At 67.2% G+C, this 12,912-nt stretch carries 15 protein-coding genes and 1 tRNA gene; 8 read left to right on the plus strand and 8 right to left on the minus strand.

All coding sequences use genetic code 11. The features are described from left to right. The coding region (locus tag ACFWPJ_RS11285; protein WP_378849753.1) for an ABC transporter substrate-binding protein at positions 1-901 on the plus strand (901 nt) is incomplete at its 5' end. On the opposite strand, the gene ACFWPJ_RS11290 is transcribed toward ACFWPJ_RS11285, so the two are convergent. After that, a complete protein-coding gene (locus ACFWPJ_RS11290; RefSeq protein WP_378849755.1) occupies positions 891-1,823 on the minus strand; it encodes a TfoX/Sxy family DNA transformation protein in 933 nt (310 codons plus the stop codon). The genes ACFWPJ_RS11285 and ACFWPJ_RS11290 overlap by 11 nt on opposite strands. Before the next feature lie 336 nt (positions 1,824-2,159). Here ACFWPJ_RS11290 and ACFWPJ_RS11295 point away from each other — a divergent pair, with 336 nt between their 5' ends. Continuing rightward, positions 2,160-3,398: a cytochrome P450 gene (locus ACFWPJ_RS11295; protein WP_378849757.1), complete on the plus strand. Its 1,239-nt coding sequence runs from the start codon at positions 2,160-2,162 to the stop codon at positions 3,396-3,398. Continuing rightward, positions 3,395-3,979, plus strand: a complete 585-nt coding sequence (locus tag ACFWPJ_RS11300; RefSeq protein WP_378849759.1) for a TetR/AcrR family transcriptional regulator — start codon at positions 3,395-3,397, stop codon at positions 3,977-3,979. Before ACFWPJ_RS11295 ends, ACFWPJ_RS11300 begins: the two co-directional genes overlap by 4 nt. 3 nt (positions 3,980-3,982) lie before the next feature. Here the strand turns inward: ACFWPJ_RS11300 and ACFWPJ_RS11305 are convergent, their stop codons facing one another. After that, entirely contained in the window at positions 3,983-4,444 is a 462-nt protein-coding gene (locus ACFWPJ_RS11305) for a carboxymuconolactone decarboxylase family protein (RefSeq protein WP_378849761.1), read from the minus strand. Positions 4,445-4,733: 289 nt separating this feature from the next. Here ACFWPJ_RS11305 and ACFWPJ_RS11310 point away from each other — a divergent pair, with 289 nt between their 5' ends. Continuing rightward, positions 4,734-5,960 (plus strand): acyl-CoA dehydrogenase family protein, encoded by a 1,227-nt coding sequence (locus ACFWPJ_RS11310; RefSeq protein WP_378849763.1) that lies wholly within the window; start codon positions 4,734-4,736, stop codon positions 5,958-5,960. A 5-nt stretch (positions 5,961-5,965) separates the two neighbouring features. Here ACFWPJ_RS11310 and ACFWPJ_RS11315 read toward each other — a convergent pair whose 3' ends face one another. From ACFWPJ_RS11315 to ACFWPJ_RS11330, 4 genes are all read right to left on the minus strand, one after another. Further along, the gene (locus tag ACFWPJ_RS11315) at positions 5,966-6,394 is read right to left on the minus strand and encodes a type II toxin-antitoxin system VapC family toxin (RefSeq protein ID WP_378849765.1); all 429 of its coding nucleotides are present in this window, start codon (positions 6,392-6,394) and stop codon (positions 5,966-5,968) included. Beyond that, on the minus strand, positions 6,391-6,606 hold the full coding sequence (locus ACFWPJ_RS11320; protein ID WP_378849767.1) for a type II toxin-antitoxin system CcdA family antitoxin: 216 nt from the start codon (positions 6,604-6,606) through the stop codon (positions 6,391-6,393). Before ACFWPJ_RS11320 ends, ACFWPJ_RS11315 begins: the two co-directional genes overlap by 4 nt. A gap of 186 nt (positions 6,607-6,792) precedes the next feature. Further along, positions 6,793-7,764 carry a hypothetical protein gene (locus tag ACFWPJ_RS11325; RefSeq protein WP_378849768.1) on the minus strand — a complete coding sequence of 324 codons (972 nt, stop codon included), beginning with the start codon at positions 7,762-7,764 and terminating at the stop codon, positions 6,793-6,795. A gap of 390 nt (positions 7,765-8,154) precedes the next feature. Next, complete coding sequence (locus tag ACFWPJ_RS11330) at positions 8,155-9,333, minus strand: helix-turn-helix domain-containing protein (RefSeq protein WP_378849769.1); 1,179 nt, start codon at positions 9,331-9,333, stop codon at positions 8,155-8,157. Between the two features lie 160 nt (positions 9,334-9,493). Here ACFWPJ_RS11330 and ACFWPJ_RS11335 point away from each other — a divergent pair, with 160 nt between their 5' ends. Genes ACFWPJ_RS11335 through ACFWPJ_RS11350 form a run of 4 tightly spaced genes read left to right on the plus strand, consistent with a single transcriptional unit; the run spans position 9,494 to position 10,873 of the window. After that, entirely contained in the window at positions 9,494-9,784 is a 291-nt protein-coding gene (locus ACFWPJ_RS11335) for a hypothetical protein (RefSeq protein ID WP_378849770.1), read from the plus strand. Next, complete coding sequence (locus tag ACFWPJ_RS11340; RefSeq protein WP_378849772.1) at positions 9,771-10,169, plus strand: hypothetical protein; 399 nt, start codon at positions 9,771-9,773, stop codon at positions 10,167-10,169. The genes ACFWPJ_RS11335 and ACFWPJ_RS11340 overlap by 14 nt, the downstream gene beginning before the upstream one ends. Continuing rightward, positions 10,169-10,600 (plus strand): hypothetical protein, encoded by a 432-nt coding sequence (locus tag ACFWPJ_RS11345; RefSeq protein WP_378849774.1) that lies wholly within the window; start codon positions 10,169-10,171, stop codon positions 10,598-10,600. The genes ACFWPJ_RS11340 and ACFWPJ_RS11345 overlap by 1 nt, the downstream gene beginning before the upstream one ends. 12 nt (positions 10,601-10,612) lie before the next feature. After that, entirely contained in the window at positions 10,613-10,873 is a 261-nt protein-coding gene (locus ACFWPJ_RS11350; protein ID WP_378849776.1) for a hypothetical protein, read from the plus strand. 216 nt (positions 10,874-11,089) lie between these two features. Here the strand turns inward: ACFWPJ_RS11350 and ACFWPJ_RS11355 are convergent, their stop codons facing one another. Then, complete coding sequence (locus tag ACFWPJ_RS11355) at positions 11,090-12,388, minus strand: lipase family protein (protein ID WP_378849778.1); 1,299 nt, start codon at positions 12,386-12,388, stop codon at positions 11,090-11,092. Positions 12,389-12,661: 273 nt separating this feature from the next. Beyond that, positions 12,662-12,735: transfer RNA gene (locus tag ACFWPJ_RS11360), tRNA-Leu, on the minus strand. Positions 12,736-12,912: the final 177 nt, after the last annotated feature.

Below are 12,912 nucleotides of genomic sequence, written 5' to 3' on the forward strand. Positions count from 1 at the left end.
GACGCCGAATACCAACCACGCCGGGCTGTACGTCGCGTTGCAGCGCGGCTACTTCGCCGACGCCGGTTTGGATGTGCGGGTCCTGCCGTACAACAACACCTCGGTCGACACGATGGTCGATGCCGGAAACGCGGAATTCGGGATCAGTACCCACAATTCGTCGACCTTCGCCCGCGCGTCGGGTGCGCAGGTCAAGTCGGTGCTCGCCCCGCTGCAGCACTGGGCGACGGGCATCGGGGTGCGCGCCGATCGCGCCGACCTCGCGAGCCCGAAGAACCTCGACGGCAAGACCTACGCCGGTTTCGGCGACCCGGGCGAGCGGGAGGCACTCCAGCAGGTCATCCGCAACGACGGTGGCACCGGCGATTTCACCTCGGTGGTGCTGGGTTCGTCGGCCTACGAAGCGGTCTACTCCGGCAAGGCGGATTTCACCGTCGCGTATCTGGCGTGGGAAGGGATCGAGGCCGAACACCACGGCACCCCGATGCGGTACTTCCGGTACACCGACTTCGGTTTTCCGGACGCCTACGCGATCGTGATCGACGCCAACGAGGGCTGGCTGGCCGAGAACCCGGACCGCGCCGCGAAATTCGTGCAGGCGCTGCAACGCGGCTACCAGTTCGCCGCGGACAATCCGGACGCGGCGGCCCAGGATCTCATCAATGCCAATCCGGGCGCGTTCACCGACGAGGCGCTGGTCTTCGAAAGTCAGCGCATGCTGGCCGCGCAGTTCATGAAGGACGCCGAGGGCAAGGTAGGCACCCAGACGGTGCAGCAGTGGTCGGCGAATTCCGGCTTCCTGTACCGGGGCGGTCTGCTGACCGGCCCCGACGGAAAGCCGCTGACCACCGAACCCGACTGGTCGACATATTTCACCAATGAGTACCTCGTCAACCGGTGAGCTGTCCGTAGCCGCGGGGCCCCTGGGTGCCCCCCGCGCCGGCCGCGGGGGGGCGGGGGGGGGCGGGGTGCGGGGGGGGGCCGGGGTGGGGGGCCCGGGGGGGGCGCGGGGGCGGGCCCCCGCCCGCGGCAACCAGCTCCCGGCGCCGCTCGGGCCCGATCAACCGGCGATCGCGATAGGTGAGCGCTCCTTCGAGGGCCCAGAGCATCTCCAGGTCCAGGCCTTTCACCTCGGCCGCGCGCAGTCGCCGGTAGGTTTCGACGGCGCCGAGTTCGGTGAGATCGTCCAGCGAATGCACGTCGGCGTGCGCGAGCATCTGTGCGGCGGCGCGGCCGAGTTCGACACCGCGTCCGTAGTACTCGCGAATTCTCAAGTGCGCGTCGCCCCGAACCGATTCCGCCTCGCTCCAGACGGCGGCACGTAAGTCGTCCGGGTCCGACGGTATTTCGTCGCGGGCGAGGACTCGGGCGCGCGCCTGCCGGGCGACGCCGACCATCGGGCTAAATGCGCGAAAGATCTGGATCTCGCCGTCGTGGCCGCGATTCCCTTCGTCCAGATACACGTGATCGGACCCGTATCCCGCGGAATCGAGCCGCGCCGCGCCGATCGCCCACGCTCGGCAGTCGTCGGGCGTCCGCGGGGTGAGAACAAGCGTTCCGCGCCGGCGAACGGTGTCGCCCTGCGTTCTTCGATAGCGCTCCCGGGTCGCCCAGCTGTCGAACGCCCTAGGTTCCAGCGTTCGGTCCAGCCCGAAGGACCGCCACGGCACAGTCCCCTCCGGATTCCCCCTCCGCGCCCGCTGGCTCAATGCCGTAGCGGCCTGATCGTCGAACCGGGTGGTCCATCCCGGCACCAGCACGATGGGATCGGCGGGATCCGCATCGAAGGGCGTCGGCAGCAGAAACTCCCTATCGATCAGCACCACGGTTCCAGGTCGAGCCTGATACGAAAGCCCCCACAACAGCCGGGCCAGCAACCGCGCCCCATAGTCGTCCGACAACACGTGCCACGTGTCATGAAACCGATTCGTACTGAACCGAGCCCGCGTTCCCGGCCGCGGTGTGATCACCGTCCGCACACCACGAACTCCCCGCACCGCATACCGGTGCAGTTTCATGCCATCCCCGATGGACCGGGCATTACCCGGGCGCTGTCTTTTCATCTCCCTAAGCAGGCCACACCGTCTGACCGGCGCGCAATCGATTTGTCCCGAGACCGAGGGTTAGACATATTGAACAATGTGTCTTACATTGGAGGCATGAGTTCAACGACGTCTCATGCGGTTCGGTTCGAGCTTCGCTCCGGCGAAACCTGGCGCGACCCCTGGTCCATGTATTCCGCACTGCGCGACCATGATCCGGTCCATCGGGTGATCCCCGAGGGACAGGAAGCCGACGACTTCTACGTGCTGTCCCGCCACGCCGATGTGTGGGCCGCCGCCAGGGACCCCGAGACCTTCTCCTCCGCATCGGGACTGACCGTGGACTATGTCGACCTGGCGGCCGCCGGCTTCGGCGCGGTCAAGCCGTTCGTCTTCATGGACCCGCCCGAGCACACCGACTTCCGTCGCCGGGTTTCGCCGGGATTCACACCGCGCCAGGTGAATTCGGTGGAGCCCGCGGTACGCAGGTTCGTCGTCGAGCGCATCGAGCGGCTGCGTGCGGCGAGCTCCGGCGACATCGTCGAGCAGCTTTTCAAGCCGCTGCCCACGATGGTGGTCGCCCACTATCTCGGGGTGCCGGAACAAGATCACGGCAAGTTCGACGAGTGGACCGAGAACATCGTCGGTGGCGCGGTCGCGGGAGCGGGGCTGGCGGCGGGCGACCAGAACGCCTTCACCGCGGTCGGCGAGCTGGTCGGCTACTTCACCGAGCTGATCGCCCGCCGCCGCGTCGAACCGGGCGACGACACCATTTCGCACCTGCTCGCCTCCGGTCTCGGCGAAGACGGCGACAACGAGGGCCTGATCGCGATTCTCGGCTTCGCGTTCACGATGATCACCGGCGGCAACGACACCACCACCGGCAATCTGGGCGGCGCGGTCCAGCTCCTCACCGCCAATCCGGACCAGCGCGGGCTGCTCATCGAGGACCCGTCGCTCATCCCCGACTCCGTCGAGGAGTTCCTCCGGATGACCTCGCCGGTGCAGGGCCTGGCCCGCACCACCACCCGCGATGTCGAACTGCACGACACCACGATCCCCGCGGGCCGTCGCGTGCTGCTGCTCTACGGCTCGGCCAACCGAGACGAGCGCGAATTCGGCCCTACCGCAGCCGAACTCGACATCCGCCGCAACCCCAAGCGCATCCTCACCTTCAGTCACGGCCACCACCACTGCCTCGGCGCGGCCGCCGCCCGCATGCAGGCGCGCGTCGCGCTCGAGGAACTGCTCGTCCGCTGCCCCGACTTCACCGTCGACCTCGACGCGGTGCGCTGGTCGCAGGGCAACTACGTGCGCTGGCCCGTCTCCGTGCCGTTCCAGGCGGTGGGCGCGTGAGCGGCGACTGGCTGGCCACCGACCGGGCCGATCTGGCCGCCGAGCGCATCCTCGACGCGGCCGCCGAACTGTTCGCCGAACACGGGGTGGCCGCGGTGGGGATGCGCGATATCGCCGCCGCGGCCGGGTGCTCCAGGGCGACCCTGTATCGCTACTTCGACAATCGCCAAGCCGTGCGCATCGCCTTCGTGCACCGCGAGACCCGTCGCATCGTCGCAGACCTGGCCGAACAGGTCCGCGACATCGCCGACCCCGGCGAGCGCATCATCGCCGCGATGCTCGGCGCCATCGCGGCGGTCCGCGCCGACCCGCTGCTCATCGCCTGGTTCCGCCCCGGCGATTCCGGCACGGCGGGCCGCATCAGCCAGGACTCCGACGTCATCGAATCCCTGGCCGCCGCCATGTTCGCCGACACCGACCTCAGCGACCCCGAACGCAGCCGCCTGGCCCGCTGGCTGACCCGCGTCATCGTCTCGTTCCTGGCCACCCCCGGCCGCGACGACGCCGACGAACGCGCCATGCTCCGGGAATTCGTCGCCCCGATCATCACCCGCACCGCCCCCACCTGGGCGGACCGCTGAGGGTCAGGAGCCGGGTTGCGTCTTCAGGCCAGGGTGCTCGGTGCGTGGTTCCGGCATCGCGCACACCATGCCGTCGGCCATCCCGGTCGGCTGCACACCCAGGCCTTGGTTGAGCCGGGCCCGCTGGTTCTCCCAGGCGATGGACGCCGCCAGCTCGGTCAGCTGCGCCTTCGACAGGTGGGTGAGCAGGGTGTCGCGCAACTCGTCGATCTCGACCGCCGGAGTCGTTGTCATCGCCTCGGCGAACGCGATCACCAGCTTCTCCAGCTCGGTATAGGCATCGCTGGTCCGGTACCGGGGCAGGTCGGTGATCTGCTGCCGGGTCAGTCCGCTGGTATGCGCCAGCGCCGATCCGATGTCGAGACAGAACTGGCAAGCCACCAGCCCGGCCGTCTTGAGCTCGGCGAGCTCCTTGAGCCGGGGATCGAGCTTGTTGCTGAACAACAACGCCGTTTCGTAGGTCACGGTCGCGACCCCGATCTGCGGCCGCCGCCCGAGCCACCCGGCCAGATCGCCCCGATTGCGTCGTGCTTGCCCAATTACCTTGGCGTATCCCCTGATTCGCTTGACAACCCGCATCGATAACACCCCTTCGTGTCGGCGATTTGCCTAACTACGAACCTACGCCGGTAGGTCGCCGAACCCCAGGGTGAACCGCGTCGCATTCCTCGGCGAAGGCCGGGGTTCGCGGCCATCAACTAGAACGTGTTCTATATTTGAGGCAAAGTTCCGGCGATCCCTCGGGAGTCCAGATATGTACCAGTGGTCCGACGAAGACCTGATGTTCCGCGATGCTGTGCGCGGCTTCATCGCCAAGGAGGTCACCCCGCACGTCGACCAGCTGGAGAGCGGTGCGCTGCCGCCGTTCGACATCATCCGCAAGCTCTACGCCACCTTCGGGCTGGACGAGATGGCGCGGGAAGGGCTCGAGAAGGCCATCGCCCGGGAAGAAGCGGGCACCACCGGGTCGGGCAAGCCGGGCGGCGGGTTCAGCGGCGCGGGCAGCATGGGCGTCATCCTCAACAGCGAGCTCGCCGGCGTCAGCCTGGGCCTGGTGGCCTCGATGGGTGTGAGCCTCGGTCTCACCGCGGGCACCATCCGCAGCCGCGGCACCCTCGCCCAGAAGAAGCGCTGGCTGCCCGAACTGGTCACCATGGCGAAGGTCGGTGCCTGGGCCATCACCGAGCCCGATTCGGGGTCGGACGCGTTCGGCGGCATGAAGTCCTACGTTCGTCGCGACGGCGAGGACTACATCCTCAACGGCCGCAAGACGTTCATCACCAATGGGCCGTATGCCGACGTCACCGTCGTCTACGCCAAGCTGGACGAGGAGGACGGCACCGACCGCCGCGACCGCAAGGTGCTGACGTTCGTGCTGGACAAGGGCATGCCCGGGTTCGTGCAGAGCCCCGCGTTCAAGAAGATGGGCATGAACTCCTCGCCCACCGGCGAACTGTTCTTCGAGAACGTCCGCATCACCCCCGACCGGTTGCTCGGCGAGACCGAGAACCCGGCCAAGGGCGACGGAAAGGACAGTGCCAAGGAATCTTTCGCGGCCGAACGCATCGGCATCGCCTCGCTGGCGCTGGGCATCATCAACGAATGCCACCGCCTGTGCATCGACTACGCCAAGTCGCGCAAGCTGTGGGGCAAGGAGATCGCGCAGTTCCAGCTCATCCAGCTGAAGCTGGCCGAGATGGAGATCGCCCGGATCAACGTGCAGAACATGGTCTTCAACGCCATCGAGCGCACCGCCGCGGGCGACAAGGTGACCCTCGCCGAAGCCTCGGCGATGAAGCTCTACTCCTCCCGCGCCGCCACCGAGGTGGCGATGGAGGCCGTCCAGCTGTTCGGCGGCAACGGCTACATGGCCGAATACAAGGTCGAACAACTCGCCCGCGACGCCAAGTCCCTGATGATCTACGCCGGCAGCAACGAAATCCAGGTCACCCACATCGCCAAGGGGTTGATCAGCGGGTAGTACGGTCAGCCCGCGTCGACGCCCGCCCCCGCCGCTTCGTCACCGACATGCTCGGCCCCCGGGTAGGTACGAGCCAGCCGGCCGTCGGTGGTGACCAGTGGCATATCGAACTGTTCGGCCAGCTCGACATAGAGCGCGTCGGCAAGCCGGATCGCCGCACGGCGATTCCAGGCTCCCATGGTGAGATTCACAATGTGGTGGCGAGTCAGCGGTGCCCGGGCGAGCCGGCCGAGTGCGGTCTCGACCTCGGCATCGGTCACCAGGCCGGCTCGGTTCAGACGGCCGAGGGCGGAGAGTACCTCCACATCGAAGTGAGCGGGGACGTGGAGCACCGCCGCCGAGATTCGTTTACCGACTGCGGCCGTCCGGTCGTTGTGCACGAGCAGGTCGACCATCGCGCTGGCATCGAGGACGATCTGCTCGGTCTCGCTCATCGACCGAACTCGTCTCGCGCCGCGTCGATCGCCGACATCACCCGGTCGTGCGGGATCTCTGGTCGATCGGTGAGCTCGGCCAACCAGGTCGCGGTCGCGTTCTCCTCGAGTGCGGCGATGATCGCCGCTTGTGTCAACGCCGAAACGTTGACACCGGCCGCTCGGGCGCGTTCGGCCAGTTCATCGGGTACATACACGTTGAGTCTCGCCATCGACCAAGTATACACACTGATGTGTGTATTTCGGCGGCCCATGCTGCTACCGGCGTCTGGCCCCGAGGCAAGCTCCGGCGCCGCCCGCGGCAAAAGTTACGGTGCCGCAATAGGCGGCCCTCGGGTAACAGGGCCCATCGTGGTGGCCGGGTGACGGGACTGATCCTTCGTCAGTACACCCAACCGTCAGTACACCCAACCGAACGGTGGTCCTGGAGGCTGGTCCGCGAACGGATCGTGCGGGAACTGGTTTTGCGGCAGAGCCGGGGACAGGGGCTCCTGCGCGCGAGCGATGAGGCGGGCCGACACGGTGGCGAGGGTGATGATCAGAGCGGTCCAGACGAAGTTCGAGAACCCTGTGATGCGTAGGGGTGTTTGCATTCCCGTGCTGATCCAGCTGAGAAGCCACAATTTCAGCGCGTTGATCGTGATCATCAGGAGCGTTGTCAGGAAGGGCACGCTGATCTGGAAGTCCATTTTGGAGAACAGGCAGGCCAGGGCGATCAAGGTGAATAGTTGCGCCATGCCGGTGCCCGCGTCCAGGGCGACGCCGTCGAGTGTGGTCACCGCAAGCCACAGTCCGCCCAACACGAGCCCGTACTCTGCCAGGACCCGCGCCCCTCGCAGGACTCGACGGTTTCCTCTCAGCAGTCCCAGCATCACGCCACTGACGCTGCAGACTGCGCTTGTCACCAAGCCGGCGAGGGCGATCGGCCAGAATCCGACAAGCCGTACTGGTAGGCCACACGCGTGCCCCAGCCGGGTCGACAGCCACAGCGCCGCGGATGTGGTGGCCCAGACGATGGCGAGGTTCACCAGCAACACGATGAACATCAACAGCGTGAATCGTAGGAAAGGGGCGAAAAAGTCCCAATCCGAGGTATCTGCACCCGGATCCGCCGATCCTGTCGACTGGACTGCGCGGCCCAGCGCGCGATGGAGTCGGCGGTAGGCGAGCGCCGGAAACGCACCCACAGCGGTGAGCGCCGCAGCGATACCCCCTACGAGCCATGCCTGCTCGGGAAGCCGACCGCCGATCCAGAACTCTGGTATCACAGCTACAGCGACCGCCACCGCGGCTGCTGACGCAGCCAGTGCGCTCACCGCCTGCCAGCTGATCCCGGCCCAGAATTGACGACGTGAGTCTCGCTGCGACATGCAGTCCTCCCGGCGATGACGGCAACGCTAGCCGGTCAACAACACATGCTCGGTTGTCGGATCCAGCGCAGTCAGCCGGTCCACCGCAGCCTGGCGCAACGCACGGTCCGCGCCATCGACCACCAGCGCTAGTCCTTCGAAACTGATGGTGCGCAACTAAACCGACTAACTCGATTGGAACATCAGGTCGGGTCAGCGCGGGCCGTTTCTACTGATATCCGGTGGCAAATCTCAACGGACATGAGGCGGGTCGGGTGCCCTGTTTCGGGCGGTGTCGGTCAGACCCTTTCGTTACGTCCGCGTGCGTGCGGACGTGTTCGTGAATAGGCAGTGTGGCAAGGGATTTGCGGGTGCAACCTGTCCACCGTCGGTGGTGCGAGGACGCGTCGGCTACAGGGTCGCGCCGAGCCAGTGCGCGAACCCGAGCAAGCTCTCGGACTGGCGACGTTGCGCAGCGGCGATCCCGTACATCGTTTCCCGCACGGCCGAATGTAGGCGGGTTTGCTGGGGTGCGGCAGTGCGGGCCTTGTTCAGCGCGGCCAATGCGCGATCATGTTTCCCTGCCATGAGCCACGCGCGGGCGTTGTCCTGCCAGTGGTGCCCTGCCCGTGGCGCGGCCATGTCACCGGGCAGTATCAACGCGGCCCCGTCGCGAGCAGCCTTGCCAGGGTCGCCGGCCTCGAGCTCGACGGCGCACGCGTGAATCTCGACGTTGCCCGGACCGAAGTCGGTTGTGTACAGATCGCTCTCGCGGGTCATCGGGCGCGCGAGAGACCGGGCCTCGGCGATGTGGTCGCGCGCCACGTCGAGGCGTCGACCGCGCGCGGCAACGATCGCGCCGCGAAGGTGGGCGTACCCGCGCAGCACCCGTTCCCCCTCGGTGTCTCCGGGCACCAGACCGATACCTCTGTCCACCAACGACATTGCGACATCGGTGGACCCGTGCTCCATCAACAGCCGGGACCGCTTCACCAGCGATCGAACCGCGTAGGCCGAGTCGGTGGTGTGCGCTGCTGCGGCGTCGAGGCGGTCGAGCACCAGAGCGGTGAGCGACGAGTACCCGAGTCGGCAGCACGCCCCCTCGGCGGCGATGTAGGCGGCGCACAGCAGTTGGTAAGCGCGTTCGCGTGCGGCGTCGTCCTCAGCCGCAAGCGCAGCCCCGTGTGCCTTGCGCAGCAGAGCGGGCAGGGCGGCGAGCGCGCGGCGGGTGCGGTCGTTGCGTAGTGATGCCTCTACGGCTGCCAGTTCGTTGGCCAGCTCAGCGACCGGAGGTGGGTCGATTGCCTGCACGTAGACCCCCTCGGCGAGGACTGCACGCAATTCGGCGAGCCCGTCGAGCGGTCCCTCTTCCTCGAGGATGTCTAGGTAGGGCGCACCGGTGAGCCGGTCCGGGTCGACGCCGAGCACGCGGGAGACCGCCGCGATGAACCCCGGCGAAGCAACCTCGCGGCCCTGCTCGACGGCCTTGACCATCGATAGCGAGTAGGCGGCACGAGTCGCGAGCTGGCGTTGGCTGAGGCCGACCACTTTCCGTTCTGACGCAATGGACTGCCCTACGTGCATCCCCATGTATCCGAGCGTACGGGCACGTACACCGCTATGTCGCGCGTTGTCACTGTCCCTTCACTGGCCCTCTGGACTCGTGCCTGCGGCGAATCTGATTCCAGCCCCGCCGCCAGGTCGAGAAATCCCCGGCGGCGGGAGCCAGCCACCGACGAGGGGAGCCAGGGTGTGGGGACGAACTAAGGCCGGAAAACGCGCGCTGACGGTCGACGCGATCCAGGCGCGGATCGCCCGCGAAGCCGGCCAGGCTGCGATCGCTCAGGACGACGAGCAGACCGGCCGCACCGCGTTGATCGTGCACTCGGCGCCGGCGAAGCGGTTCTCGATCGACCAGGCGCGCCAGATAATCCAGGCCCATCGTGGCTGCGACCGAACCATCTGCCCGCGCAAGATGGCCGCGATCAATGTCTTGGTCGGCGCCGGCCTGATGAGGCTGGATCGTCGTGTCGGGTACTGAGCACGAGCCGGGCACGCTCCCGGCAGCGCGGTCGGCGGTCATCGACGCGATGCGCGATGTCGTCGAAGCTGACCGGCCCCGGGTCGCGGGCTGGCTCAACACCTGGGCGCCGGTCGACGAGACCGGCAACGTCGGACCAGTCCTCGCTGTCGGGCCCCACCCCGATGACGACCTGTACGCCGACATCGCGGGTGCGCTGGCTGCGATCGCTGAACCAGCCGAGCCAGGTCCGGTAGCCCTCGACGTCGACGAGCTGTATTCGCCTGCGCTGCAGCGCTTGCTGCAAGTCGCCGAGCGCATCGCTCGCGACAGCGGTGCCACAACTGTCGACGTCGTACACGTCGAGATCGCGCTCGACCGGCTTCGAGCCGAAGGGGACAGCTGATGGACCTCGAGACCTTTACCACCGCGCTACCGATCGCCGCCGCGCTGGTCGCCAGCACGGTCAGCGGAGTCGCCGAAACCACACCACGTATCGAGCCGATCGCTGCGCAGACCTGCTCGGCCGAGTTCTACAACGGTCTGCCCTACGTGCAGCACGACGCTGTCATCGGCGGCGTAACCGTGACCTGCCCGAAGCGACCCAACAGGTTCCATCTTTCGGTGACCGTGGAGTACAAAGTCCGTGGGGGCAGCGGGTGGATCGTCGGGGGCGCGGACGCTACCGACCTGGTTCCAGACCCCGCGGTCACGCTCGCCGCCTATGCTCCGTGCCAGCCTGCAGCAGGGAAGACGGTGGCCAACATGTGGGAGGATTCCAACGGCTCGAGCAAGACCTACACGGCCGAGTCGGCCACGCTGATCACCAGCTGCTGAGGGACGGGCGAGATGCTGCACCAGGCAACGCACACGGTGTGGAGGCGACTGAGCCACCACGTGATCCACCCCCTGCTGGCGGCACGTCGACACCACAGTGACGTACCCGCATATCCGCTGCGCCGCGAGTTCGGCGTGTGGACGATCCGCCCGGATCGTGGCTGGCGCAGCCGCCGATGGATCACGCCGCCGCTGCACTTCACGCGCCACATCCCGGCAGGCGATCGCGACAGCGCCGCAGAGTGGGCGATGGAGAAGCTCGACATCGGCTGATCGGCCAGAGATATGAACGGCCCGGCAGGGTTTCCAGCTGGGCCGTTTCAGCCGCGCGACAGCGTCCTGCACACCTCCGCTGCCCTCGACCGGCTCGATTTCCGGTCCCACCTCGCCGAGCGGTTCGGTATCAGTGAGGGCTGTGCCGGTCCGATTCTCGGCCTGGGGCCACCCGGTCGAAGCATTGAGCTCTCCGACCGGGTGGTTGTGGTCGGCTTATGCCTCGCAGGTGTTACGGGCTGGAGCGCCGTAGAACATCTGGTCGAGCAGGGGCTGGGTCCACAGGAAGTTGGCGGCGTATTCGTTGATGTTGTGGCCGGGGCCGAGGCCGGGCAGGAAGGTGGGAATCGGGGCGTCGAAGAGGTCGACGGTGGCGCCGCGCGAACACCAGCTCTGGGCCACCTTGCGGGCCTGGCCGGCGGGCACGATGTCGTCGTTGTCGCCGGCGATGATCAGGACGGGTGCGCTCGGCATGCCGTTACCGACGCGGTGTTCGTCGAGAATCGCGCTCAGCACGGGGTTTTCGATCAGCAGCTCGGCGATCGGACGTCCGCTGGTGGTCCACTGCCGCGATTGCTGAAGACCGTAGGTGAACGTGGTCTCGAACAGGCACTGGTTGCGGACGGTGTTCAGAATGGCCATGCCGGCCGGGTTCAGAATCGCCTCGATCTCGGGCACGGCTTCGGGATAGACGGCCATCACACTGTTGAGGTAGTAGCCGACGGCGCCGGCGATCGAGGTGCCGTCGAAGTAGCTGAGCACGTCCTCGATGTGCGAGACGGGCGCACCGGCGAAGGTGCCGCGCAGATCGAGTTCGGGCGCGTAGGTGCCGGCGGATTCAGCGGCTGCCGCCGCCGCGCCACCACCCTGGGAGTAGCCCCAGATTCCGACCGGACCGTTCGCGGGGATGCTGGTGCCCGGTAGCCGCTGTGCGGCACGAGCGGCATCGAGCACCGCGTGCGCTTCGGCGGCACGATTGAAGTAGGTGTGGGTGCCCGGGGTGCCCAGGCCCTGGTAGTCGGTTACCACCACGGCGATGCCGCGCGCGAGCAGCAGGTCGATGAACGCGGTCTCGAATTCGAGCATCACGTCCAGCAACGGGCTGTAGTGGACTAATTCGGTGAGCAGTTTGGAGGGGGCGCACTGGTCGCCTTGACCGTGGGTGCCGACCGCGAAGGTGACCAGCGGGCGCTCGCCCGGCCCGGTCCACGGCATGAACGGATCAAGAACCGTCGCCGAGACGGCCATCGGGGCGCCGAGCGCGTCCACGCTCTGGTAGCTGATGAGGGTGGCCCGGGCGGGCACCGCGGGGGCGGTCACCGGCCGGCTGGCGATGATGTCGCCGGGAGCTGCCGAGGGCAGCGGATTCGCCAGGTAGGGGTCGGCCGCGGCGACCGGGACGACCGGTGGTTGCGCGTGCGCGGGTGCTCCGCACAGCAACGCGACGGTGGTGGCGAGACAGCCGACCAGCACGGTCGGCCGCTTCGGCGCGGAGAGACTGGGGGCGAATTTCATCGTATGGCTCCACAGAGGTGATGGATGGGTGGCAGGCATCGACGTCTGATCGCGCGCTGTCCCGCACCCCCCGACCATCCCGGCACCTGACCTAATTGGGCATCGGCGATTGTCAGATTAACAAAAAGCGTCGGCGGATAGCCAAACAGGTGGCGGATGATTTTCGACCCGCTCGCGCCGATCACGGCCGCCGAGGTGGGCAAGAGCGCGGAGTGGCACCGCGCCAGGCCGGCCGCGAAGCGAGCCGCGACCCGCCTTCCTGCGGTGAATGAGTGCCCCCACAGGGACTCGAACCCTGACTTGGCGGATTTTAAGTCCGCTGCCTCTGCCAATTGGGCTATAGGGGCGTCCCGGACAGCCTAGCGACTCGTACGGGTGTACCGGAATCGTGTCGGTAGACAAGGTCGGCCCGGCGTGTGGCCGTTTTACGCGCCGGTCCGAACATATCGCCGACACTGCCGGGGAGTCGGTTGTCAGCGACTTCTTGACGGTGAGTGTGTGGGGGCGGGTGTTGGCGTAGTAGT

The organism is Nocardia sp. NPDC058497, from assembly GCF_042720195.1.
Lineage (GTDB): Bacteria > Actinomycetota > Actinomycetes > Mycobacteriales > Mycobacteriaceae > Nocardia.